The sequence below is a fragment of the Psychrobacillus sp. FSL H8-0487 genome (assembly GCF_038008385.1).
GTDB lineage: Bacteria > Bacillota > Bacilli > Bacillales_A > Planococcaceae > Psychrobacillus > Psychrobacillus psychrotolerans.
In genome coordinates, this window is the sequence record NZ_JBBOZA010000001.1 from 801768 (window position 1) to 825825 (window position 24058).

The window sequence follows — 24058 nt, forward strand, 5'->3', positions numbered from 1 at the left end:
TTCCCTGCGCCGTTACTACCGATAGACTCATTGGTTAATACAAGAGGAGTTTATTATTCTTAGGCTACCTAGGAATAAACGAATCATGCATGAATCTAAAGGAATATGGCATTGACGGATTTTGAAGAAGTATTGGAGCAGTTTGACCCGATGATTTCTGCTTGTATTCGAAAGCTAAACATTTATAAGAATCATGAAATCTATCGGCAAGCAGGGAGAATTGCATTATGGAAAGCATGGGTGAAGTTCGATGAGGGCAAGGGGAATTTTGCACCTTATGCTTATCGTTCCATATACGGTGGAATGTTGGATGAGTTGAAAAAAGAGAAGCGGCAGGAAGAGTACACTGACCCCATGGAGGATGAGAAACTAGCAGTCATGCTAGAAAAATCAATTGTTCTAAGTATAGTGAGTGAGGATTTAGAAAGAGCGATTGAATCCTTGCAAGCACAAGAGCGAGAACTACTGATGTGGATTTTTGTGGAGGGAATCTCGCTTCAGCAGGCAGCGACTCGAGTAGGAATAACGATACCAGGTATTAAAAAGAGACGGGAAAGAATCCTTGTAAAATTGAGAGAGCGAATAGAAACATAAGGTTTTCAAGAGAATCCAAGCCGAGAAAGTAAATTTCGACACTTTCTCGGTATTTATTTAGTAATAGTTTACCACTCGGACAGGAAAAAATGGTGAGGGATAGGACTAAGTTCTAAATATCCTATAAGAAAAAGGGGGAATTAGGAATTATTTTTAAAATATTCAATAAATTTAGTTAATTTAGACTAGTAAGTTCTGAAGTGTTTTGATAGGATAGACATGTATAGAGAGGGGACAAAAAGGGGGAAGTGTGATGAAGAAGGTTAAAGGGAATTCCGAATTGGTTAATCCCGAGACGTTAATGCTAGAATCCGTATTTACTGGGAAGGAAAAGACACGAATCGTGACGACCCATGGTATTTATTATTCAGAAGAGAGTACTTTACATTTGTTGGAAGGTGCGTGTAATCGCTATGCATCGACATTAGAAGGTCATTTAAAGGCAATAAAAAAATTGATGAATTATTCTGTAAAGACACCTCTGTTGATAGAACCAAATCTTTTCGGTGCTTTTCCAACTATGTCCTATAGACATTTGGAGTGTGTTTGGATATTCAATCACCCTATTCATGTGGAGGAGGTAACCAAAGGAAAGTCAATAATCCATTTTCCAAATGGTCACTCGGTTTTTGTCAATGCTTCCAAGCATGTATTGCTCAAACAACATCAAAGACTACACACCTCGTTAAATATATATGGTATCCACCACCATCGAAAAAAGTAGGGGACAAAGGAACCATAAAGTAACGTTTCAATTGTTTACGTAACTAAAAAGCTAAAGAATAGCATTGAAGGGTACTAAAATTATTGTCTCCTAACTAAATATTTTAAGAGTGTGGCGTCTGAAGATACTTTCAGATGCTTTTTTCTGCATATTATTGCAGTATAGTAAGTTCGTGGAATATTTTCCTTACTATAGAAAAAATGCTGTAAAAACAAGAGTAATATATGGGTTTATCTGTTAAGATAAATAGACATAATTGGAAAAGGTATAAGGTGGGATTGGTATGTTAAGTAAGCTTTTGCGTAAAAGGCAACCAGTAATAACCAGCGATTTAACTAAAAGAAAAGAGCTTGCGCAAATAGAACAATTGCCTGCCCATATAGCCATTATTATGGATGGAAATGGTAGGTGGGCAAAAAAACGCTCCTTACCAAGAATTGCCGGACACTATGAGGGGATGCAAACAGTTAGAAAGATAACAAGGTTTGCCAATGATGTCGGGATAAAAACGTTAACGTTGTATGCATTCTCTACGGAAAACTGGAAAAGACCCAAAAAAGAAGTAGAATATTTGATGAGGTTACCAGAAGAATTTATGGGCACCTATTTACCTGAGTTAATCGAGCAAAATGTTCAGGTGCAAATGATGGGGAATATCGATCTCCTCCCGGATCATACAAAAAGAGCCATAACAAAAGCAGTAGAAAGAACCTCTGATAATGATGGACTTATATTAAACTTCGCTTTAAATTATGGTAGTCGAGATGAAATTATTCAATCAGTTCAACAGATTGTAAACAAAGTGCAGCTCGGGACCATTTCCTGTGACGATATTACAGAAGACTTGATCAGTAGTCACTTAATGACAAAAGACTTAACGGAACCAGATTTACTAATCCGTACAAGTGGAGAGATTCGCCTTAGTAATTTCATGCTTTGGCAGCTAGCGTATACGGAGTTTTGGTTTACCAATACACTATGGCCTGATTTTGATGAACCTTGTTTAATGGATGCAATCGAAAGCTATCAAAAAAGAAATCGAAAATATGGTGGACTTAGAGAAGAAGATGTAGAAAAGAAGTAATAGATAAAACTTAATAGAGCAATAGAAACCCCATATCCATGAGTTATATGGGGTTTTGTTATATGAATTATTATTGAAAATGTTCATTTTACATACAATTTAGGTATTCAAATTTCTTCACATAATTGCAACCTTCACAAGCAAAACCAATTTGAACTTTGGTTTCTGGATGCTGATAGTAGATTTCATTCCAACCACATATATCACATTCCATCACATGAAAAATATCTCTAGGTCCGATGATAGTATCAAGTAGTAAAACAAAATCATTTTGCAATAACACACACTCCTTCGTTTTTTATTACTCACTATATCAGTAGGAATATAAAAATATCGTCGAAACCTTGTAAAGAGTTGAAAACATTTTATACTATACTTTTTTACTGTTCTTTATTCATTGGCAAAGAATTTTGTGTAAATGGAAGATTTAAAATGAAAAAACATTATAATTTAGGCATAGTCTTGTTGTGGATGATTTTAATCTATTTTCTTTTCACAGCAAACTGTATACGAGTCTATTAGGTTAAGTAGCGTGACCACTATGGTATTTACTAATATATTGGAATTATTTTTTCCGAATTCCGCATTTGAAGAAGAAAGTTTGGAACGGTAACATAGAAATCTTCGCACTTGTATTACCGATGTGGGCAGTGAAGCTTGCGTTGTATACTTCCATCGCCATTGGAAGTTTAGTAGGAATTTATCCAGCATTAAAGGCAGCAAGTATGAAACCTAGTAAGGCTTTACGGTTTGAGAAGACTTTTGGAAAATTGTAGTATATATGAATAGAATTTGGTGTTAAACTTTTCATAGAATATTAGATTGGAGTGTCGTATTTGATGAAATATTTCATATATCCTGTAGTTTTATTTGCATTAGGACTTTTATCACCGAATGTTTCCTATGCACAGACTGGAAACGAGGAATTATCTGGAACAGATAGAGTAATCGTGGAGCTAATAAATGAGGAGGGTAAAGAAGAGATTGAGAGTTTAACTTGGGATGAGTTAGAAAAGATGGAAGATATTCAACAGGTTGAAGTATTAGAACCCGATTATATTCGCTCCATCGGTGTTGTCCATACGAGTGAAGTGATGGAACCAACATGGTCAGTAAAGCGAATTGGTGTAGAACAGATGAAGAAGCAGCTAATATCGAAAAAAAAAGATGTAATTGTGGCTATTATTGATACTGGAGTAGACAATACACATCCATTGTTAGATGGTAGAGTGATGGCAGGTTACGATTTTGTAGATAATGATAGAAATCCGATGGACAAGCATATGCACGGAACGCATGTTGCAGGAATTATTGCACAATCCACGCCTGAGAATGTAAAAGTACTCCCTATACGTTCTCTAGATGAAAAGGGAAATGGATATGACACGAACATTGCTAAAGGAATTCACTATGCTGTAGATAATGGTGCTTCTATTATAAATATGAGTTTAGCGGGCGAAAACTATAGCACATATTTGGCAAATGCTATTGAATATGCGATTCAGCACGATGTACTAGTTGTAGTCGCATCAGGAAATAAAGGAATGAGTACGGAAAACTTTTACCCTGCATCCGAAAAAAGAGTAATAGTCGTCTCTGCAACAGATCAACACGATCAGGTAGCGGATTTTAGCAATACGGGTGCGTCGATTGACATTGCTGCTCCTGGTGTAAGTATTCTTTCCAGTATTCCAGGAGGAAAATATGCTCTTATGGATGGAACGTCAATGGCTGCACCTCATATTAGCGCTGTGTCATCCATGATAAAACTAGATGACCCGACTCGAACTATTCAAGAAATAGAAAAGTTACTCAAAAAATATGTAGATGATAAAGGTGCAACTAACTGGGACTCACTTTATGGAGAAGGAATTGTTAATGTTTCTTCCTATGAAAAGCATTCTCTCATCCAGCAAACACTTGCATCGGCAAATTATATCAACTTACCAAAATACACAAACGTTCCACTTAACAAAAAGTGGACAATCAATTTTAATCGTATACTCACCGACACTAAAATCATTTCTGTAGCTCTATACTCAGATGAACAAGAAGAACCCATTAAGGTTTCTTTTACAAAAGGTACAGCTAAGTTAATGGTTACACCCATTACTAATTTTGAACCAAACGCTCCCTATTTGCTCGACATTAGAGTTGTTGGTGGCGATCGATACCTGATGAATTTCCAAACAGGTTCCATGTAGAAGTAGTTGTACCAAGCGAAAAGAAACCATATTGACCGAAGATGATCAAACTGGTTTCTTTTTCGATTAATAATAACTTTTCTATAAGTCTTTCTTTAAATAGTAGTGCTTGTAGTCTCTTCCTACGTTATCTAAACTACCAAAGACTTCGTACCCATTTTTTTCATAAAACCCCAATGCTTGAAAGCTTAAAGTATCTAACTTTATAAAATCACATTCTTTTTCCCTTGCTATCTTCTCCATTTCTACCAATAATTTCGTTCCAAATCCTGATTTCCGTATATCTTCATCAATCATAAAAATATGGATTTCTAGCCAATTCCAACATACTTCAGCTAATATTCCACCCCGTACATTCCCACTATCATCCTTCAGATATAAATTAATTTCTTCGTATCTTCCTCTTAAATCTTCTGGAAAGTATTTTAAATTAAACTTATACAGCTCCTCATTAATATATTGTTTATCTGTTTTGTTTGTTTCTCTAGAAATATGTAAGTTCATAAGTGATTTCTCCTTCTATATTATGGAATAGGAAAGGTATGGAATTGGAATACTGCATTTTTACTTAATTGTTGGGAGGGATACTTTGTCAACCCAATCCTGAATGAATCGCTCTTGATGTGTATTCAAATTAGGTAGGTCATGACGGGGAAAAAAACGATGTTCATGACTTTCATCAGTTTTATGAAGTAACTCCCCTGTAAAGCTATATGTATGAAAAATAATCTGAACGCTGAAAATTTTATCGCCATTTTGATACTCTGTAAATCCTTCGTCACCTGAATAAAGACCAAACAATTGTAATTGTTCAACCGTTAATCCTGTTTCTTCAAGTGTTTCTCGAATAGCAGTTTCAAGAAACGTTTCTCCAGGCTCCATAACCCCACCCGGAATTCCCCATACATCCTGATCTGTACGATGTTGCAGTAAAATCTGATCCTTATGCTCAATAATAATCCCGCAACCTACTGTCATTAGCATTTCATTACCGATTAACGCACGAATTGTTTGTATGTAACTCATTATTGCCTCCATAATCTTATGTTTTGATGAATAAATAGCATTCTAGAGACGAGGTCCTCCTTAGAAAACTATTTCTTTAATAATAGGTTCGACAAATAAAACGTGTAATCCTTCTTACTATAAGTTTATCTGGTGCTATATAGTTTCTGGCACGTCCACCATATTTAAAATAAGACTATAATTTCTCATTGTGAAATATCTTGATTTCAAACTTCTTTTGACTTTACTATGTAAGTAACTTACCATTTATGTAGAGCTTTTTTAATAAAGGAGGTATATATGATTAAGGAATGGAATTTATTACGAGCAGTTACATGTTTATGTATTGTTTTTTTACATAGCACAACGCAAACGGCTTCAATTGTTTCTTATCCCGAAATCGAGTATTATCAATTTTTTCGAATTCTTTTGTGTTTCGCAACCCCAACATTCATCGTTCTGTCGGTTATTATATTAGCCAATAGGTATCCTGAAAAATTACCAAGCAACTTCTGGGAAAGTAGATTTAAGTTTATTTTTCTACCATTTCTCTCTTTCGCATTAATAGATGCGTTAGTCGTTTCTTATTCTACAAATACTGGTACATATTTTGCGGTGAAACTACTAAAAAATATAATGACAGGTTCCTTTGAGGGATGGTTTATCCTTGTTATATTCCAATTTTACTTTTTACATTTTCTTGTAACAAAATATAAAGTGTCGATGGCTTGGTTGGTTCCTACAAGTATCTTAATAATGTTATGGTACTTAAACTGGATGGAAAATAATCCAGATATATTTTTAGATTTCAACTATATACTCAAATTACCCTTTCTAGCTTGGGTGGGTTATTTTGCATTAGGTTATATAATTGGAAAGAATTATACAGTTATTTCCCAAAAACTATTTAAGCATAGATGGGCAACATTGTTATACATAGGTGTATCTTTTTCGCTTGTTTTTCTTTCCTATGAAGCTGGAAATACTCTAGTATATTCACGTAGATTTGATTTATTTCCATTTGTTTTATCGGTAACCTGTGCGCTGATTGCTTGGGGCCAGGCTATTCCTAACTTTAAAGTAGTGAAAATGCTTAATGACAATGCTTTTGGGATTTTCCTTGTTCACTGGCAAGTTCAGGTATTTTTAGCACCAATTACGGCAAATTACTTCCAACACACAAGTACCAGAGTTGTGGCATTGTTTATATTCTCTTTATTGGTATCTTTAATCGTTATCAAATTAATCTCGCTACTACCTTTTGGAGAATATATTATAGGAAAAACAAAGAAAAAAGCTCAAAATGATATCAAACTAGAACCGATTACAACATAAAGAAAGTCAGCAATCTTTTCAAATAAATTTAAGTGCTATAACTGCTACCAAGCGGTATAATATTCACTAGGTGATAAATATGAAAACAATCTCAATCTTAATACCAGCTTACAATGAGGAGCAGGTACTACATACTTTGATCAACCGATTAGATGCAGTAACAAGTGGACTGCCAAATTATCAATTTGAGTATTTATTCGTTAATGATGGCAGTACGGATAATACCCTATTTTTGTTAAAACAATTGGTGAATCATAGAAACGATATATCATATGTGAATCTTTCTCGGAATTTTGGAAAAGAGGTGGCGATGCTTGCTGGGTTTGACCATACAAAGGGACAAGCAGTTATTATTATTGATGCAGACCTACAAGACCCTCCAGAGCTCATCCCTGAAATGATTAGCTATTGGGAACAAGGCTATGATGATGTGTTTGCAAAGCGTCGTAGTAGAGCAGGGGAATCTTGGTTTAAAAAATGGTCCTCTTCCAGGTACTATAAGATATTGGAGACCCTTTCAAATATCCCAGTACAGCGCGACACAGGGGATTTTCGTTTGTTAGATCGTCGTTGTATTGATGCATTACAACAGTTACGCGAAGGTCAGCGGTACACTAAAGGTATGTATAGCTGGATTGGCTTTAACAAAAAGGAAATTCTTTTCGACCGTGATCCACGTGCAGCGGGGGAAACTAAATGGAATTATGGAAAACTTTTTAATCTGGCCATCGATGGAATTACATCTTCAACGATTGCGCCACTTCGCTTCTCTTCGTTGTTGGGTGTAATAATTTCTGTAGCGGCATTCTTCTTCATGATTATCGTTGTTATTCGTGCGTTTTTATATGGTGATCCTGTACCTGGATATCCATCTCTTATGGCAGTAATTCTATTTTTAGGTGGTATTCAGCTTTTATCATTAGGGATTATTGGAGAATATTTAGGAAAGGTTTTCTATGAGACCAAAGACCGACCTGTGTATTTTGTAGAAGAATATGTTTCCACTATCAAAAAAGATGATTCGGCTGAATAAGCTGGAATCATCTTTTTAATATTTTTCGGGATAGTAAAAAAGTAAAAGGAATTGTAACTACGGAAGCAATAAGAGCACCGATTCGATCATCCACCCCAAAATATGTAGAAAGTATATATAGTACAATAGTCGATATAATTATTTGGACGATATATGTCAAAGGAAATCGGAAAAATTTTCGCCATGTAGGTTTTGTATTATATGTAAAGTAAGAGTTCAAATAAAATGATCCTATCATACTTATGACAAAAGCTATCCAGTGGGAAGGCAAAAAATGCCAATCTATAACCTGAGAAAATAGTAAATACCACCCATAATAATGAAGCGTATTTAAAACTCCAACAATTATAAACTTCATTAACTCATTACGCATTTCAAAACCTCCATAAAGTGTATTGTACCTTAAACTATACTGTATCGTAAACTTTGCTAAAAAAAGGGTCATGTACCTAGAGGATTTTAGTTAAAAGGTAACTATGATTCGCTAGTATTCGACAGTACACTTAAAAGAGTACATTAGAAATGGGGGAAACGATGAAAAATTCACTAAAAATAATGGGAGCATTTCTCATCATGCTCCTCATCTGGAATAGTTATACGAATGTGACCAAAGCCTCTACTTTTCGTGAAGTATATACCGTGAACAGTGCATCCGGAGTTATTTTAAGAGAAGCTCCATCGACTGGTTCTACGTCACTTCATCACATGACTTACGGGACATCTGGAACTGTTTTTTCTGTAGAAAATGGTTGGGCTCGAATTCAAGTCGACGGTATAACAGGTTATGCGCCAGTTAGCTTTTTGAAAAAAGCAGTAGGGAACATAAAAATAGCAAGCTCTAAGGGTGGCGTTATTGTTCGAGAATCTGCAAGTGCAACCAGCAAGAATCTTGCAACACTTCAATATAAAATGATTGTCGAAGAATTTTCCGCTGAAAATGGATGGTCATTCGTTCAATACGGCAATATTACTGGATATGTTGCCTCTAACTTTATCGGGAAGCCAACTACTTATCCAGCTACAGTGACCTCTAAAAGTGGCGTAGTCGTGAAGAACATTGCGAGTTCAAGTGGTGCGAGTGTTGGGGCACTAATAAATAGAAAGAATGTCTTAGTCCATTCAGAGTTAGCTGGTTGGGCTTATGTGACTGCTGGAGATATGAGAGGGTATGTAGTAGCGAGCTTTCTTTCAAAGGGAACAGCTGCACCAACCACTAGCAATATAGTAAATCCCAAGCAGATCATTACACATCAAAAAATGACGACTTATTTACAACAGATCGCAGCAAAATATCCAAGCTTCACAGAACTAAAACAAATAGGAGCATCTGTAGAAAAGCGTCCCATTTATGCAATACGTATAGGAAATGGTAAAAAAGAAGTATTATTTGATGCTTCCGTTCATGCAAGAGAACATATGACAACAAATGTTTTGCTCGAAATGATCGACACATATAGTGCACACTATGCGGCGGGTAGTTCTTACCAGGGATACAATGTTAAATCTGTTTTGGACAAGACAGCAATCTGGTTTGTGCCAATGGTCAATCCTGACGGGGTAACACTTGTCCAATTGGGAGCAAATGCAGTAGCAAACAAGTCAAATGTCCTTGCTATTAATGGAAGCAGTAACTTTAACCGTTGGAAGTCCAATATCCGCGGCGTTGACTTAAATGATAATTTTGACTCGAGATGGTCTAAAATTAACAATTCTAGATCAGGCCCTTCCTATATGCAATATAGAGGTCCTCATGCATTTAGTGAGCCAGAGGCACAGGCATTAGGAAATTTCATGACTAGTAGACCTTTTAAAACGAATATCTCTTATCATTCATCTGGTCAAATTATGTATTGGTTTAATTATCAAAAAACAGCAGAGCTTAATAGAGATAAAGCTTTAGCCAACCAATTATCACAAATCACTGGATATAAGGTAATGCCTCCGCAATACCTTCCAGGTTCGGGAGCATCTGGTGATTACTTTATCCAAGAAACTGGGATGCCAGGTATCGTCCTCGAAATTTCACCATATGCAGGTGACAACCCTGTACCTTTAAGTAGATGGGATCGTATATGGACCGAAAATTCTAAGATTGGTTTATATATCGCAAATGAAGCATCTAAAAGATAGTCCTTTTACCTACAAATCGACATGATTTGTAGGTTTTTTTACATTTGAAACAATAATCAACATCACCTAGTTTACATACCTTATAAAAGGGGTACTCAGTTGCTAATGGTACAATGTAAAGTAGGGTGGGGAAAAAATGAGGAGTATGTTAGTTAAAATGGTGTTGGGATGTTCGTTAAGTTTAGTTTTCTTTTTTCCTAATATTGCTCTTAGTAGTTCAGGGGAGACAACAGGGACAGATAGAGTAATAGTAGAAATAACAGATAAAGAAGGAAATAAAGAAACAAAAAGCATTCCTGTAGATGAAGTTCAACCAAAATCAACCTTTAGGATATCCTCTTCTATGAGAGATCAGATAAACATTTTGCAACCAGATTATATACGAACAATTGATATGGCTCAAACAACAGATAAATATACTAAATCATGGTCGGTTAACCGGGTGGGAACAGAATGGATGAAATCAAAGATTGCTTCAAATGATGAAGAAGTAATCGTTGCTGTTATTGATACGGGGATAGATTATACCCATTCCTTCCTAAGAGAGAGAATGATAGATGGATATGACTTTGTTGATAATGACTCGGATCCAATGGATGAGCATTTTCATGGTACGCATGTAGCTGGAATTATAGTAGAATCAACAACAGCCAATATCAAAATTATGCCAATACGGGCGCTCAATCACTCTGGAAATGGCTATGATTCGAATATAGCTAAAGGAATCCATTTCGCTGTGGATAATGGTGCATCTATCGTGAACATGAGCTTCCAAGGAAATGAATATTCCGAGCATTTAGCACAAGCAATTGACTACGCACTTTCTAAAAATGTACTAGTCGTCGTATCATCTGGAAATCTTAGTGATGATACAGCTAATTACTATCCTGCTTCCGAAGAGAAAATATTAGTTGTATCCGCAACTGACCAAACTGATCAAATTGCTAGTTTTAGTAACACCGGTCATTCCATTGACATATCAGCACCTGGCGTCAGTGTCGTTTCCAGTGTGCCAGGAGAAAAGTATGCCGCCTTGCATGGCACATCTATGGCCGCTCCATATGTGAGTGGTGTCGCAGCTATGCTAATGTTAGAAGCACCAACTAGTTCGATAAAAGAAATTGAAAAAACGTTAAAAACTTATGTTGACGATAAAGGTGTTACAAACTGGGATCCGTTATATGGTGAAGGTATCCTTAATGTCTCTAATTATAAAAAGTATTCCCTAATATCGAGCGCGGTTAGTGCAAGTGATTATATTAATCTTCCCGAACATTCCAATGTTCCATTAGATAAGAAGTGGACCATATTGTTTAACCAAGTATTCTCGGACGACTCAACGATTGCTGTTAAACTATACACTGAGAACTATGAGATTCCTATAAAGCTCACACCAAACTTAGCTAACAAAAAAATAATGGTAGCTCCTATCGAGAACTATCAAGCTAACACGGATTATCTATTAGAAATTCAAGTGAAAAATGGAGATAAATATTTGATGAGATTTACAACAAAATAACTCTTTTTAGACTTGTAGATACGTTAAAATTATCTACAAGTCTATTTTTGTGTCGAGGAATTGTGTTGGTAGTTGGAGGAGATTATGTTTTGGTTGAATTTGTTTAGGAGGTGGTTGGATGTTGTTGTATGGTGGATAGAAGAATTTATGTGTCAGTTGGTAGAAGTTATGTGGTAGCCAGTTGCTGTTTAAAACATTGAATAAGCCGCCACAAGGGCGGCGGCTTATTCAATGTAATTTTATATTCACTTATTTACTAAATATCTGCGGGCGCCTGCATAATTTCTTTTATATGCCCCAGCATTCATCGATTCAATTTTCACCTTGGATGAAGCATTCGGAGCATGAAGCATTTTACCTGACCCAACGTATAAACCAACATGATAGACTTTTCCTTTACCACTGGCTCCTGCAAAAAATACTAAATCCCCAGGTTGTAAATTCTTTTTAGATACAGCAGTTCCTTTTGTTGCTTGATAAAAGGAGTCGCGTGGGATAAGGATTCCATGGTTTTTATAGACAGCATAAATAATTCCCGAGCAGTCATAGCCATATGCCGATGTACCAGCCCATAAGTATGGGAGATCTAAGAACCTTTTTGCTTCATTAACAATATCCTTTTGAGATGGTTTTGGAATGGCAACGTAATTTTTATATGTTTTAGCATCTTTTTTACTTAATAATTTGACTATATTTCCTGGTGTTTGCACGTAAAACCACTTTTCATCTTCTTTAATAATTGGGAGAATAGTAGAGTAACTGATATCCATAAACTTTTTCTTTTCTGCGTTATTATTATACAAAGTTGCCACCTTTGAAGTTACAATTGCAATGGAACAATTAGTATAGTTGGTCGTTGTAGATTTAATATGTGTTTTAGGAACCCAACCTGGATATCCTTCTTTTTGATAAGGTACATATTGATCTTTAATAGCGACACGAACCCAATTGCCCGTACTTTTAAGAACTGTTACTTCGTCTCCATATAGAGCCTGTGTATCTGTCTTTCCGACAAGCCACCATTTTTGTGATAGACTCATATCTTTTGTCCATTTCTTTATATCAACAGGGATTGAAGTGGAAGGTCTATCTACTTTTCTAGACATATTAGGTTTATTCCAAAGAGAGGTTACGGAAACATTTACTTTGAAAGTCTCTTTTTTACTTGGCTCTTCACACGATTTTGGAACAGGCACAGGCACAGGAACCGGAACCGGAACCGGAACCGGAACCGGAACCGGCTCTGGCACGGGTTCAGGAGTTGGAGCAGGCTTACTTAAATCTTTTCGAAAAACAGGATTTAGTATTCTTGCTAAAAATACTACGTAATTAGATTTCGTTGTTAGCGAATCAGGTTTGAATGTATTATCTGGGTAGCCAGTTGTTATTTTGTTTGCGATAAGGGCTTGAATAGACTCATTGGCCCAATGAGAAGAATCGACATCTTGGAAAGAGAGAGTTGTTGTGCCAGTGAGCTTAAAGGCATTAGTTAAAATAATAGCCATCTGTCCACGGGTTAAAGGATCGTTTGGCTTAAATTCACCTGCTGCGTTGCCACTCATAATTTGCTCATCAACAATTGCTGCTATTAAAGGGAAATACTCATCTGTTGGATTTACATCAACAAAATCAGGAGTTGGTCTATTTTCTAGGTTAATCGCAAGGGCATTTATTAGGATTTCTACTGCTTGTATACGGGTAATAGAGGTATCTCCACCGAAGTCCGTAGTAGGATCAGATGTAAGTATTCCTTTTTCTATAAGATAGGTAATCTCAGCTATAATAGGGGAGTCTTCCGGAATATCTTTAAAAACTGGAGCAGCTAAAGTAATTGAGGGTAATAAGAATAATGTGAAAGCTAAGATTAAAATGGTGACTTTTTTGGACATAATTACCTCCTGAATGTTAAATAGTGTGCAAATAGTATATGGTTAAACATTATTACCTAGAACAATTTAATTACAAATAAATAGGACAATAATAATGGGTAAATGCCAGTAAATTTAATACTAACTGTAAATTTAGAAAAGTCAATTTATTTTTATTGGGATAATAGTAGGTAAAAAGGATAAGTATTTTACGCTATTTGGCCAAAGTATAAAACTTTTTGTAACCTATTAGGTTGAAATGCGTTGTTAATGATGAGAGACTTCTTGTAGACTGATAGATTAGGAGGGGAAGTATATGAAGAAGTTAATGTTGATTTTAAGCTTTATATTAGTGTTAGGATTTTCATCTATTGTTCAAGCCGCAGGATTCCAAGATGTGCAAACGAGTCATCCATTTTATAAGCATATCAATTACCTATATGACGAGGGCATTGTAAATGGTGTGGATGCAGATCATTACAAGCCAAGTAATTATGTGACGAGAAGCCAAGCTGCATTAATGGTAGCTCGAGCTTTGAACTTGAACTTAACGGCTAAGAATACTATTTTTACTGATGTAGGGGATGATCACCATGCATCTGGTGCTATTCAATCTGCAGCTGATGCAGGTATTATTAACGGATATCCTGATGGAACTTTTAAACCGAATAATTATGTAACAAGAGGTCAGATGGCTAGTTTTATCGCACGCGCATTTGAGATGGAGGAAGAGGCACTACCATTTGCGGATGTCCCCCTGAATTCTTCTGCATATTCGGATATTCGAAAAGCCACTGCATTTGGAGTAGTTAGTGGCTATGCGAATGGGGAGTTTAGACCGAACAATTCAGTAACTCGTGCACATTTTGCTGGGTTTTTGGCAAGAGCGTTGAATGATGATTTACGTTTGACGGCAGATACCTGTGGATATGATCCAAATATTAAATCAAACCCAGATCGTCAAACGATGAACTGCTTGCTTACAACTGCAGCTAGAAATGCTGAAGTGCCAATTCCAGCGGAAATCGTTAAGGGGATAGCTTCCGTAGAGAGTAATGGATGGATTCATTTCCAATCTAATGGTGAGCCAATTATAAGTAGCGATGGCGGTATTGGGTTAATGCAAATTACGAGTACAGCAGGTTATGACGTGGAACGTATAAAATATGATTTAGTATATAATATTGATACTGCTATCGATATGCTTGGAAAAAATTATAAAAGAAGCAGTTTGCCAAAAATAGAGAATGCTAAACCAGAAGATTTAGAGGGATGGTATTTTGCAATAATGGCATACAATGGGACGAAAGCAGTCAATAGTCCGGTCTATCAGGCAACCGGAAAAAGAAATCCAAACGCATATCAAGAACGAGTCTATCAAACTATGGAGAAAAATGGATTATTAGAAACGAGTATTGACTTGTTAGATTTCAAAAAAGAAGACTTTATTTACGCGGAGGAAACAAACAATATAGAATTTGTTAAGAAATCATATCCATTAACTTCAAGCACCCTTACTACTGAGGAGTATGGAAATGGAGATAAAGTAAAATACAATGGATCAGGTCTTCGCAGTTCACCAAGTACTCAGTCGCCACTGACCTCGATTACAAAAGGTTCTGTAGTAACTATCATAGGTTCACCGGTATTTGATGAAAACAAAAATTCTACTAATCATTTTGTTTGGTATCCAGTCCAAACAGTTATAAATGGAAAAAGTGTAACTGGGTATATTGCTTCTCCGTACATTGTAAAGTAGCTTAAAACCGATTCCTTTCTTTGGGAATCGGTTTTTTTCTATGTTCTCCCCAGAAATTTTGCAATTCCTCACATAATTACCCCTAATCACCACATAAACCTAATGTTTCAAATATACTTCTGCCTATTAACGTAATAGTAGTTTTTTAAATTTACGAATTAATTACACTATTTACTTATTATCTTTGTTACAATTGTGTTGGTTTAATATTCCAAGTTGAGAAAGAAGGAAATTATTTTATGTGGAAAAAAGTTTCAGCATCAGCACTTGCGTTATCGCTTACAGTAGGGGGATTTGCGAATGTTGACTATGCTTCTGCGGCAAAAAGTCCAGATGTTACACGTGGTGATTATGTAAAAACAATGATCGACGCTATGGGTATAGAGTTAGGTACTGGAAAATCCGTTAAGTTTAATGATGTTCCTGATTCGTTAAAGCCCTACATTGAGAAAGCGCTGGAGTTAAAGCTTATAACTGGAAAGTCTGCGACTGTTTTCGCTCCAGATGAAAAGCTAACTCGTGAGCATGCATTTATTATTGCAACAAGAGCTATTGAAACAGATAAAACTTTTTCGGAGAATTTGTTAAACAAATTTACAGATAAAAATAAAATTAAGGTATCCAATCATAGTGAAATTGCAAAGGCAATTGGATTAGGATTCTTAAATGGATATCCAGATAAAACTGTAAGACCTTCTAATATTGTTAGTAAACATGAAATGAATAATATATTAAAACGCTTCTTGACAGAATATAAAAAGTCTCCATCTACTGTTTCGTTAAGAATCTTAGGAACTTCTGACATTCATACGAACATCGTAAACTATGACTACTATAAGGATACTGATTCTAATAGTTTAGGCCTTGCAAAAACTGCTACGCTTATTAAGAATGCTCGTTCAGAAAATAGCAATTCGTTACTTTTCGATAACGGAGATGCAATTCAAGGAACTCCACTCGGTTCGTACAAGCAAGCTGTAGATAAATTAGTAGATGGGGAAGAACACCCATCTGTAACGGCAATGGAACTACTTCAATATGATGGTGCTACATTCGGAAACCATGAGTTTAACTATGGTTTGGACTATTTAGATGAAGTAATGGATGATGCCAATTTCCCATATGTAAATGCAAATGTTCGTGATGCAGCAACGGGTAAATTAGCTTATGAGCCATATGTGTTAATTGACAAAGAAGTAGTTGACTCTAAAGGGAAGAAATCTATTATCCAAGTTGGAGTAACAGGTATCGTACCACCTCAAATTCTAAAATGGGACAAGTCTCACTTAGAAGGAAAAGTAAAGGTAGACGATTCAGTACAAGCAGTAGAAGCAATTGTTCCTGAGATGAAAAAAGCAGGAGCAGACGTAATTGTAGTTCTTTCCCATTCAGGTCTTGGAGATACCAAGCATGAGGTTGGCGAAGAGGATGTTACGTATCTTCTGACGAAAGTTAAAGACGTTGATGCTATTATTACAGGACATGCGCACCAAGTATTCCCTGGTAAAGTGGATGCATCTTTAACTAATGTGGATATCGAAAACGGCACTATTAATGGTATTCCAGTTGTTATGCCTGGTAAATTCGGTAGTCATTTAGGTGTAATCGATCTAGATCTAGTGAAAAAAGGTAACGAATGGGAAGTAAAACAATCTAAAGCGGAAGTTCGCACTATCGCTAAAGATTCAACGGATGTTGATAAAACAGTTGTAGACGCTGTAAAAGAAGCACATGAAGGAACAATTAAATATGTACGTCAAGCCGTAGGAACAACTACAGCTGATATTCATAGTTACTTCTCACAAGTACAAGATGATCCATCGATTCAAATCGTAACAAATGCGCAAACGCAGTATGTAAAAGCTAAACTAAAAGGTACAGCTAATGAGAAATTGCCAGTCCTTTCAGCAGGTGCGCCATTTAAAGCAGGAACAAGAAGCGATCCTGAGTACTACACATATGTACCAAAAGGCGAGCTAGCAATTAAAAACGTAGCTGACTTATATTTATACGACAACACTGTAGCAACGGTTAAAGTAACTGGAGCAGATGTTAAAGAATGGTTGGAAATGTCTGCGGGTCAATTTAACCAAATTGATGCAACTAAAACTGGCGACCAACAGCTGATCAATACAGACTTCCGCTCATACAACTATGACGTAATTGATGGGGTAACATACGAAATTGATGTGACGAAACCAGCAAAATACGATGCAGATGGAAATCTAGTAAATGACAAATCATCACGTATTACAAATTTACAATACGATGGTAAACCAATTGACTTAAAACAAGAATTCATCGTTGCAACAAATAACTACCGTGCAAATGGAACATTCCCAGGCGTACGAAATGCAACAGCAATTGAAATCTACCCAGATGAAAACCGTCAAACAATTATCGACTACATTCTTGCAGAGAAAACAATCGATCCATCTGCTGACGGCAACTGGAAATTCGCAGCACTACCAGGTAACGCAACAATCGTATTCGAATCCTCTAAACAAGCAGAAAAAGTAATCCCTGCTGACGGCAATATTAAGTATGTAGGTGAAGGTACGGATGGTTTTGGGAAGTATTCTATTAAGTGACCCTGTGTAGCACACAATTCTGATATCTAACTGTAGTATGCACACTCTCTAGGTTTTCTCTGGAGGGTGTGTTTTTTTGTTCCTGTGTACGAATACTTCAAAATTGTTTCGTACAAAGGGACAATTTTTTTTCCATAGCACTAGTAATTGACTTGTACATCCTTCAAATCTAAGATTAATCTAGATATCCATACATTATTCAATCAGTCAGCTGAAACTAACTGTTGAAATAGAAGGGCGGGGATTGTTAATTGATTACAAATGATTTTTATTCGCAGGAAAATGTAGGACCTTACGAGATTTATAATTTAGGAGATTTTAACTTGGAAGATGGCGGTATTATTCCAAATTTGAAGTTGGTATATACCACGCACGGTGAGTTAAACAGGTCAAAAAATAATGTAATAGTCATTCCTACTTGGTTTTCGGGTACAAGTAAAGATTATGAATCTTATATTGGTATAGACAGAGCTTTAAATCCGAGTGAATACTTCATCATAGTCATTAATCAGATTGGAAATGGAGTTTCCAGTTCTCCTCATAATAGCCCGGATCCTATTTCGATGGCGAACTTTCCGAATGTTCGAATTGGGGATGATGTGAGAGCACAACATAAACTCATTACTGAGAAGTATGGGATTGAAGAAATTGCTTTAGTTGTTGGGGCGTCGATGGGTGCTCAACAGACGTATGAATGGGCGGTTCGCTATCCAAATATGGTCAAACGAGCAGCGCCAATTGCGGGGACTGCCAAAAATACAGTGCATGATTTTTTATTTACCAAAACATTAAATGATGCAATTACGTCAGATCCAGGTTGGAAGGATGGAAATTATTCTTCCCATTTAGAAGTTTCAGATGGTTTAAAAAGGCATGCGGATATTTGGGCAGTGTTAGGACTGAGTACGGAGTTTTATAAACAAGAAAAATGGACTTTATTCGATATGAATAGTGTAGAAGAATTCATCAATGAATTTCTACACCCTTTATATGAAAGTTTGGATCCCAATTCATTACTTACAATGGGTTGGAAATGGCAACGTGGAGACGTCAGTCGAAATACAGGAGACAGTCTAGAAGAAGCACTTGGGCGAATAAAAGCAAAAGTGTTTGTTATGCCTATTAGCGATGATATGTTTTTTACAGTTAGAGATTGTGAAGCCGAGCAAAAAATGATTCCAAACAGTGAGTTAAAAATAGTTAATAGTGTTTGCGGTCATTTCGGTCTTTCTTTCTGGAGTAGATGGAGCGGATTACCATAGACAAATAGATAATTATTTAAATGAACTTTTATCTATCAATGTGGTAGAACCAGTTTGATTTTTTTGTCCCTATGTAAGAAACAATTCTATTAAATTAGCCCTCAGGAATTTACTTCTTGAGGGCTAATTTGTATGGAATTTAAATAGTCAGCTGTCCCTGTGTAAGAAACAATTGCAAATTGTTTCTTACACAGGGACAGCATATCATGTTCAAACTTGAACGAGCATATAGTACAAAAAGCAACAAAGGGGAAAATATATTGAATCGGAAAATACTTGATAAACAAGGGATTTTGCTTAATATTACAGCAACAGATTGGGAGGATGCTGTACGTATTTGTGGAGATTTACTTGTGCAAACGGGAAAAGTGGAAACAACTTATGTGGAGGCAATGATTCGTAATATACATGAGCTTGGACCATATATTCTAATAGCACCTAGTGTTGCAATGCCTCATGCACGTCCGGAAGATGGCGTGATTCAAGAAGGTATTAGTGTTGTCGTTTTAAAAGAGGAGATCGCATTTGAAAACGGCAAAAAATTTAAGGTATTAATAGGCTTGGCTGCTTTAAATAGTAAGTCTCATATTGACATTTTACAAAAAGTTGCGGAGGTGATTTCTCAAGCAGAATCTATTGAGCGTTTAAAAAATGCAACTAGGTATGATGAAATTCTTCGTTTATTCAATGAAAAAGAGGAGCATGAGTCTTGAAAATACTAGCAGTCTGTGGAATGGGTTTTGGATCTAGCATGATGTTGAAAATGACAATTGAAAAAATATTAAAGGAAAAAGGTATTACAGCGGATGTAGAGACTGCCGATTTTACTACAGCATCGAGTATATATGCAGATTTTATATTCACTAATGAAGAATTTGCTAAACAATTGGAGGGAGGAAAAGTAAAGGTTGTTAGTGTGAAAAATATTGCGGATTTAAATGAAGTTAGAGGTGCATTGGAGTCAGTATTAAACACATAAGGGGGATAGAGTATGGCTTTTTTTGAATTCTTAATGAATGAAATTTTAAGCATTCCTGCTGTGTTAGTTGGTTTAATGGTATTTATCGGACTCGTTGCTCAGCGTGCCGCTACGACGAAAGTGATGTCTGGGACGCTTAAGAGTATTATTGGTTTTCTTATACTTGGTGCTGGTGCGGGGGTCATTGTAGGTTCTTTAGATTCGTTAGGTGGAATTATTGATGAAGCTTTCCATATTCAAGGGGTAATACCGAATAATGAAGCGATTGTTGCTATCGCTCAGCAAATGTTCGGTACGGAAACAGCACTTATAATGGGATTTGGATTTATTGCAAATATATTATTTGCCCGTTTTACGCCATGGAAGTATATCTTTTTAACGGGACATCATACATTCTTTATGGCGGCTTTGTTGTCAGCTGTGTTAGGAACTACTGGGATGGATGGAGCTACTCTGGTTATTGTAGGTTCCTTATTATTAGGTTTTTTCATGGTAGCGATGCCTGCACTTGGTCAACCGTTTATGAGGCAAGTTACTGGAAATGACGATATTGCGATTGGTCATTTTGGGACGTTTGGTTATATTGCTGCCGGCTTTATTGGGAAATGGTTTGGCAATAAATCAAAATCCACTGAGGATATTGTAATCTCTGAGAAATGGTCATTTTTGAAGGATTCCTTAATCACTACTGCTTTAACAATGATAGCTATTTTCATCATTTTAGCGGTTCTAGCAGGTTCTGATGTGGTGTCTAATTTCTCTGGAGACCAAAACTATATTATGTTCAGTATTATGCAAGGTATTATGTTCGCTGCCGGGTTAAGTATTATTTTACTCGGAGTCCGTATGATTCTAAATGAAATCGTACCAGCATTTAAAGGTATTGCAGATAAGCTTGTTCCGGGGGCAAAACCTGCACTAGATATACCGATAGTATTCCCATATGCTCCAACTGCTGTAATGATTGGGTTCCTTTTCAGTTTTGCTGGAGGGCTTATTAGTATGGCGTTGTTAGGTGTATTGTCATTGCCTCTGATCATTCCGGGTCTTGTTCCTCATTTCTTTACTGGAGCGGGTGCGGGAGTATTTGGTAATGCAACAGGCGGTCGAATTGGTGCTGCTGCAGGTGGATTTGTAAATGGTGTATTAATCAGCTTCTTGCCAGCGTTTTTACTACCTGTGTTAGGAGAACTTGGTTTTGCAAATACAACATTTGGTGATTCTGATTTTGGTGTAATCGGTATTATTATTGGATACATTGCAAGTCTATTTAACTAAAATTTAAAGGTAGCCTTCTTTCGATTGGGAGAAGGTTACCTAATTTTATGAGGAGAGGTATTTTATTGATAGAGTCGATTGAACAACTAAGATTGACAGCTACTGTGCTGAGAAAAAGGATATTATCTACTGCTTATTATAAAAAACAGGGCCATGTTGGTGGTTCCTTATCTTGTGCAGATATTTTAGTTAGTTTATTTTTTCGTCAATTATCTATAGATCCGTCTAATCCAAGATGGGAAGATAGAGACCGCTTTGTGTTATCAAAGGGGCACACGGCATTGGGGTTATATGCGACATTGGCACTGAGAGGATACATTTCCGAAGAGGAACTTAAAACCTTCGATCAATTCGAGTCACGTTTACAAGCACACCCGGATATGACCAAGTTAGATGCGTTAGATATGTCGACAGGTTCCTTGGGACAGGGATTATCAGCTGCGGTTGGTATGGCAATAGGTGCGAAAAGGTTAAAGAAAGACTTTCATGTGTATTGTTTGATAGGCGACGGAGAATCGCAGGAAGGTCAAGTTTGGGAAGCTGCAAATATTGCTGAAAAGTATAAGTTAGATAACCTCATTGTTATTATGGATCAAAACGGGCTGCAGCAATATGGTTGGAAAAATGGCCATGACAGAATGAATCCAGAGAGTAACGGAAGAAGGAAGTTTGCCAGTTTTGGATTTGAAACATGGGAAGTAGATGGACATAGTATAGAAGATTTAGTTGCTGTGCTGGATGAGGTGAAGGGTAGGGGGAATGGTCAGCCTAAAGCAATTATTGCTAATACGACAAAGGGGAAAGGTGTTCGTTTTATGGAGAATAATTATGTTTGGCATTCTAAAGCCCCTAATGATGAGGAGTATAATATAGCGCTAACTGAACTAGAAGAGGGGGATTAACGGCATGTCTATAAGTGTACGCGACCAATTTGGAAAGCAATTAGCAAAGTTAGCAAAAGAGGATTCTAGAGTCCTTGCACTTGATGGAGATCTTGGAAATTCAACTCGTCTCGATTCTATAGAGAAGGAAACAGCCGATTCCTTTTTACAGATGGGAATTGCGGAACAAAATATGGTAGGGGTAGCAGCTGGTCTAGCTTCGGTAGGATTTCAGCCTTGGGTGTGCAGCTTTGCCACTTTTTTAACGAAAAGAGCATTAGACCAAATTATAGTCAGTGTTGCCCAGACTAATTTTGATGTGAAGCTAGTTGGCAGCTATAGCGGATTGCTAACTAGCAACACTGGTAAAACGCATCATTCCTTAGATGATATCGCGATCATGACGACAATCCCAAATATGACTGTCATAGCTCCAGGCGATGCTAGGGAAACGGTTGCTGCTATGAAAGCTATGCATAGAACAGTGGGACCTATGTATTTAAGGCTTACTAGGGATGAAACGATTCCTTCCTTTTTACCTGATGAAGACTTTGAAATTGGAAAAGGTAAAACTTTGGCGGAAGGTACGGATATGTTAGTAGTAACTACCGGGAGTACTACTTATCGTGTTGCCGAGGCAATTAAGCAAATGGAAGACGTTTCGATTGCTCATCAACATTTCCCAACCCTAAAGCCATTTGATAAAGAGCTGTTAATAGAAGGAGCTAGAAAAGTTCGTCAAGTAGTAACGGTGGAGGAGCATTATAAACGTGGCGGTCTCGGAAGTATTGTTTCAGAGATATTGTCAGAAAGCTTACCAAGGAAGATTTACAGAATTGGAGTTCCCGACAATTTTTTTGGTTGTGGAACAGATGAAGAATTATTAGAGGTAACCGGGCTTTCGGTGGAAGCTATTAGGAAGTCGTTGATTGACTTGTCCTTGTGTAAGAAACAATTTTGAATTGTTTCTTACGCAGGGATGTTTTTATATAAAAATATAAAATAAGTAATTCTAATTATCTATTTAAAAGCGTGAGTGTTATAATAATTTCAATATAATGTATAGTAGTGGGTTAATAGGTCTAATTATGGGTATATGAAAGTAGTAAAGATCCTGGAGTACCTCGACAAAATTTGTAGCAAATTAGGTGTTTCAATATATTACTAGTCTATTAAGTTTTAACGACATTGACTAATCTAGCAAGAGTTTAATATAAAATGTAGCTAATTACCATTTAGACCTTAGGAGGAGCAAGACATGACAGCAATTGAATTAAATGATGAATTTAAAAAAATATTGGAATACGGATACATATTAGGAAACGAAAATAAAACGATCAAAGCAAACGAGTTTATCGATGAGATGTCAGCTCAATTAAAAGTTTTATTTGAAAAGAGTAATGACCCTGTGTAACAAACAATTTTAATAAATATTAGTTTCATAAACCAATTAAGAAAATCGCCCTCAAGACTTCCAAGTTTGAGGGCGATTTTTTTGTTGATTTATTGGGGAAAGTTATCCGTTTAGCGAGTAAAGAGTGAGTATCGAAGGTAGGAGAGCGAGTAAGAGGAATCTGGAAATGAGTAAGCATGCACCTATCATTTTAAATTTAATTAATTATCAGAATAGTTTGCTGCACAGGGACGCAAAAAAAGAGACCAAATAGGAACCACCAAAAAAAGACAAAAAAAGTCCAAAACAAACATTGATTTCTCCAAAAAAGGTATTATAATTAACTTAAAAATACATGTCATATACATGTGTTTTATAGAATAAACTAATTATAAATAACACCATAAAACAAAAAAAGA

The 24058-nt window shown here is 36.4% G+C and carries 23 protein-coding genes; 18 read left to right on the plus strand and 5 right to left on the minus strand.

The window, feature by feature from the left end:
• The first annotated feature begins 111 nt into the window (after positions 1–111).
• The 3 genes from MHI47_RS03840 (at position 112) to MHI47_RS03850 (ending at position 2402) form a co-directional block, all read left to right on the plus strand.
• Complete coding sequence (locus MHI47_RS03840; RefSeq protein ID WP_340829643.1) at positions 112–594, plus strand: sigma-70 family RNA polymerase sigma factor; 483 nt, start codon at positions 112–114, stop codon at positions 592–594.
• 253 nt (positions 595–847) lie between these two features.
• Entirely contained in the window at positions 848–1318 is a 471-nt protein-coding gene (locus MHI47_RS03845; RefSeq protein WP_340829645.1) for a competence protein ComK, read from the plus strand.
• Between the two features lie 283 nt (positions 1319–1601).
• Positions 1602–2402, plus strand: coding sequence for an isoprenyl transferase (locus MHI47_RS03850; RefSeq protein ID WP_340829648.1), 801 nt, complete (start codon positions 1602–1604; stop codon positions 2400–2402).
• 88 nt (positions 2403–2490) lie between these two features.
• Here MHI47_RS03850 and MHI47_RS03855 read toward each other — a convergent pair whose 3' ends face one another.
• Complete coding sequence (locus tag MHI47_RS03855; RefSeq protein WP_340768385.1) at positions 2491–2685, minus strand: acyltransferase; 195 nt, start codon at positions 2683–2685, stop codon at positions 2491–2493.
• 304 nt (positions 2686–2989) lie between these two features.
• On the opposite strand from MHI47_RS03855, the gene MHI47_RS03860 reads away from it, so the two are divergent.
• Both MHI47_RS03860 and MHI47_RS03865 read left to right on the plus strand, forming a co-directional pair.
• Positions 2990–3178, plus strand: a complete 189-nt coding sequence (locus MHI47_RS03860) for an ABC transporter permease (RefSeq protein WP_340829650.1) — start codon at positions 2990–2992, stop codon at positions 3176–3178.
• Between the two features lie 63 nt (positions 3179–3241).
• The gene (locus tag MHI47_RS03865) at positions 3242–4606 is read left to right on the plus strand and encodes a S8 family serine peptidase (RefSeq protein WP_340829652.1); all 1365 of its coding nucleotides are present in this window, start codon (positions 3242–3244) and stop codon (positions 4604–4606) included.
• 81 nt (positions 4607–4687) lie between these two features.
• Here the strand turns inward: MHI47_RS03865 and MHI47_RS03870 are convergent, their stop codons facing one another.
• Together MHI47_RS03870 and MHI47_RS03875 are read right to left on the minus strand one after the other, a co-directional pair.
• Positions 4688–5110 carry a GNAT family N-acetyltransferase gene (locus MHI47_RS03870; RefSeq protein ID WP_340829653.1) on the minus strand — a complete coding sequence of 141 codons (423 nt, stop codon included), beginning with the start codon at positions 5108–5110 and terminating at the stop codon, positions 4688–4690.
• 60 nt (positions 5111–5170) lie between these two features.
• Positions 5171–5632, minus strand: coding sequence for an NUDIX hydrolase (locus MHI47_RS03875; RefSeq protein ID WP_340768389.1), 462 nt, complete (start codon positions 5630–5632; stop codon positions 5171–5173).
• A gap of 279 nt (positions 5633–5911) precedes the next feature.
• On the opposite strand from MHI47_RS03875, the gene MHI47_RS03880 reads away from it, so the two are divergent.
• Positions 5912–6946 carry an acyltransferase family protein gene (locus MHI47_RS03880; protein ID WP_340829656.1) on the plus strand — a complete coding sequence of 345 codons (1035 nt, stop codon included), beginning with the start codon at positions 5912–5914 and terminating at the stop codon, positions 6944–6946.
• 79 nt (positions 6947–7025) lie between these two features.
• The gene (locus MHI47_RS03885; protein WP_340768391.1) at positions 7026–7979 is read left to right on the plus strand and encodes a glycosyltransferase family 2 protein; all 954 of its coding nucleotides are present in this window, start codon (positions 7026–7028) and stop codon (positions 7977–7979) included.
• Between the two features lie 7 nt (positions 7980–7986).
• Here the strand turns inward: MHI47_RS03885 and MHI47_RS03890 are convergent, their stop codons facing one another.
• Entirely contained in the window at positions 7987–8352 is a 366-nt protein-coding gene (locus MHI47_RS03890; protein ID WP_340768392.1) for a GtrA family protein, read from the minus strand.
• 161 nt (positions 8353–8513) lie between these two features.
• Here MHI47_RS03890 and MHI47_RS03895 point away from each other — a divergent pair, with 161 nt between their 5' ends.
• Positions 8514–10109 carry a M14 family zinc carboxypeptidase gene (locus MHI47_RS03895; RefSeq protein WP_340829659.1) on the plus strand — a complete coding sequence of 532 codons (1596 nt, stop codon included), beginning with the start codon at positions 8514–8516 and terminating at the stop codon, positions 10107–10109.
• A gap of 136 nt (positions 10110–10245) precedes the next feature.
• The gene (locus MHI47_RS03900) at positions 10246–11628 is read left to right on the plus strand and encodes a S8 family peptidase (protein WP_340829663.1); all 1383 of its coding nucleotides are present in this window, start codon (positions 10246–10248) and stop codon (positions 11626–11628) included.
• Positions 11629–11873: 245 nt separating this feature from the next.
• Here the strand turns inward: MHI47_RS03900 and MHI47_RS03905 are convergent, their stop codons facing one another.
• The gene (locus MHI47_RS03905; RefSeq protein ID WP_340829665.1) at positions 11874–13517 is read right to left on the minus strand and encodes an S-layer homology domain-containing protein; all 1644 of its coding nucleotides are present in this window, start codon (positions 13515–13517) and stop codon (positions 11874–11876) included.
• Positions 13518–13812: 295 nt separating this feature from the next.
• Here MHI47_RS03905 and MHI47_RS03910 point away from each other — a divergent pair, with 295 nt between their 5' ends.
• From MHI47_RS03910 to MHI47_RS03950, 9 genes are all read left to right on the plus strand, one after another.
• On the plus strand, positions 13813–15255 hold the full coding sequence (locus MHI47_RS03910; RefSeq protein WP_340829668.1) for an S-layer homology domain-containing protein: 1443 nt from the start codon (positions 13813–13815) through the stop codon (positions 15253–15255).
• A 239-nt stretch (positions 15256–15494) separates the two neighbouring features.
• Positions 15495–17846 carry a bifunctional 2',3'-cyclic-nucleotide 2'-phosphodiesterase/3'-nucleotidase gene (locus MHI47_RS03915; protein WP_340768399.1) on the plus strand — a complete coding sequence of 784 codons (2352 nt, stop codon included), beginning with the start codon at positions 15495–15497 and terminating at the stop codon, positions 17844–17846.
• A 251-nt stretch (positions 17847–18097) separates the two neighbouring features.
• Positions 18098–19108: an alpha/beta fold hydrolase gene (locus MHI47_RS03920; RefSeq protein ID WP_340829670.1), complete on the plus strand. Its 1011-nt coding sequence runs from the start codon at positions 18098–18100 to the stop codon at positions 19106–19108.
• Between the two features lie 260 nt (positions 19109–19368).
• Positions 19369–19821 (plus strand): PTS sugar transporter subunit IIA, encoded by a 453-nt coding sequence (locus MHI47_RS03925; RefSeq protein WP_340829673.1) that lies wholly within the window; start codon positions 19369–19371, stop codon positions 19819–19821.
• Positions 19818–20087 (plus strand): PTS sugar transporter subunit IIB, encoded by a 270-nt coding sequence (locus MHI47_RS03930; protein ID WP_093537172.1) that lies wholly within the window; start codon positions 19818–19820, stop codon positions 20085–20087. Before MHI47_RS03925 ends, MHI47_RS03930 begins: the two co-directional genes overlap by 4 nt.
• A 12-nt stretch (positions 20088–20099) precedes the next feature.
• Positions 20100–21365 (plus strand): PTS ascorbate transporter subunit IIC, encoded by a 1266-nt coding sequence (locus MHI47_RS03935; protein ID WP_340829676.1) that lies wholly within the window; start codon positions 20100–20102, stop codon positions 21363–21365.
• A 65-nt stretch (positions 21366–21430) separates the two neighbouring features.
• Positions 21431–22267 carry a transketolase gene (locus MHI47_RS03940; protein ID WP_340829679.1) on the plus strand — a complete coding sequence of 279 codons (837 nt, stop codon included), beginning with the start codon at positions 21431–21433 and terminating at the stop codon, positions 22265–22267.
• A 4-nt stretch (positions 22268–22271) separates the two neighbouring features.
• Positions 22272–23207 carry a transketolase family protein gene (locus MHI47_RS03945; RefSeq protein ID WP_340829682.1) on the plus strand — a complete coding sequence of 312 codons (936 nt, stop codon included), beginning with the start codon at positions 22272–22274 and terminating at the stop codon, positions 23205–23207.
• Between the two features lie 297 nt (positions 23208–23504).
• The gene (locus tag MHI47_RS03950) at positions 23505–23660 is read left to right on the plus strand and encodes a hypothetical protein (protein ID WP_340761613.1); all 156 of its coding nucleotides are present in this window, start codon (positions 23505–23507) and stop codon (positions 23658–23660) included.
• Positions 23661–24058 lie beyond the last annotated feature (398 nt).

Coding starts and splice junctions, on each gene's coding strand:
- MHI47_RS03845 (WP_340829645.1), top strand. CDS start 848: ATGAAGAAGGTTAAAGGGAATTCCGAATTGGTTAATCCCGAGACGTTA.
- MHI47_RS03850 (WP_340829648.1), top strand. CDS start 1,602: ATGTTAAGTAAGCTTTTGCGTAAAAGGCAACCAGTAATAACCAGCGAT.
- MHI47_RS03865 (WP_340829652.1), top strand. CDS start 3,242: ATGAAATATTTCATATATCCTGTAGTTTTATTTGCATTAGGACTTTTA.
- MHI47_RS03870 (WP_340829653.1), bottom strand. CDS start 5,110: ATGAACTTACATATTTCTAGAGAAACAAACAAAACAGATAAACAATAT.
- MHI47_RS03875 (WP_340768389.1), bottom strand. CDS start 5,632: ATGAGTTACATACAAACAATTCGTGCGTTAATCGGTAATGAAATGCTA.
- MHI47_RS03880 (WP_340829656.1), top strand. CDS start 5,912: ATGATTAAGGAATGGAATTTATTACGAGCAGTTACATGTTTATGTATT.
- MHI47_RS03885 (WP_340768391.1), top strand. CDS start 7,026: ATGAAAACAATCTCAATCTTAATACCAGCTTACAATGAGGAGCAGGTA.
- MHI47_RS03890 (WP_340768392.1), bottom strand. CDS start 8,352: ATGCGTAATGAGTTAATGAAGTTTATAATTGTTGGAGTTTTAAATACG.
- MHI47_RS03895 (WP_340829659.1), top strand. CDS start 8,514: ATGAAAAATTCACTAAAAATAATGGGAGCATTTCTCATCATGCTCCTC.
- MHI47_RS03900 (WP_340829663.1), top strand. CDS start 10,246: ATGAGGAGTATGTTAGTTAAAATGGTGTTGGGATGTTCGTTAAGTTTA.
- MHI47_RS03905 (WP_340829665.1), bottom strand. CDS start 13,517: ATGTCCAAAAAAGTCACCATTTTAATCTTAGCTTTCACATTATTCTTA.
- MHI47_RS03910 (WP_340829668.1), top strand. CDS start 13,813: ATGAAGAAGTTAATGTTGATTTTAAGCTTTATATTAGTGTTAGGATTT.
- MHI47_RS03915 (WP_340768399.1), top strand. CDS start 15,495: ATGTGGAAAAAAGTTTCAGCATCAGCACTTGCGTTATCGCTTACAGTA.
- MHI47_RS03935 (WP_340829676.1), top strand. CDS start 20,100: ATGGCTTTTTTTGAATTCTTAATGAATGAAATTTTAAGCATTCCTGCT.
- MHI47_RS03945 (WP_340829682.1), top strand. CDS start 22,272: ATGTCTATAAGTGTACGCGACCAATTTGGAAAGCAATTAGCAAAGTTA.
- MHI47_RS03950 (WP_340761613.1), top strand. CDS start 23,505: ATGACAGCAATTGAATTAAATGATGAATTTAAAAAAATATTGGAATAC.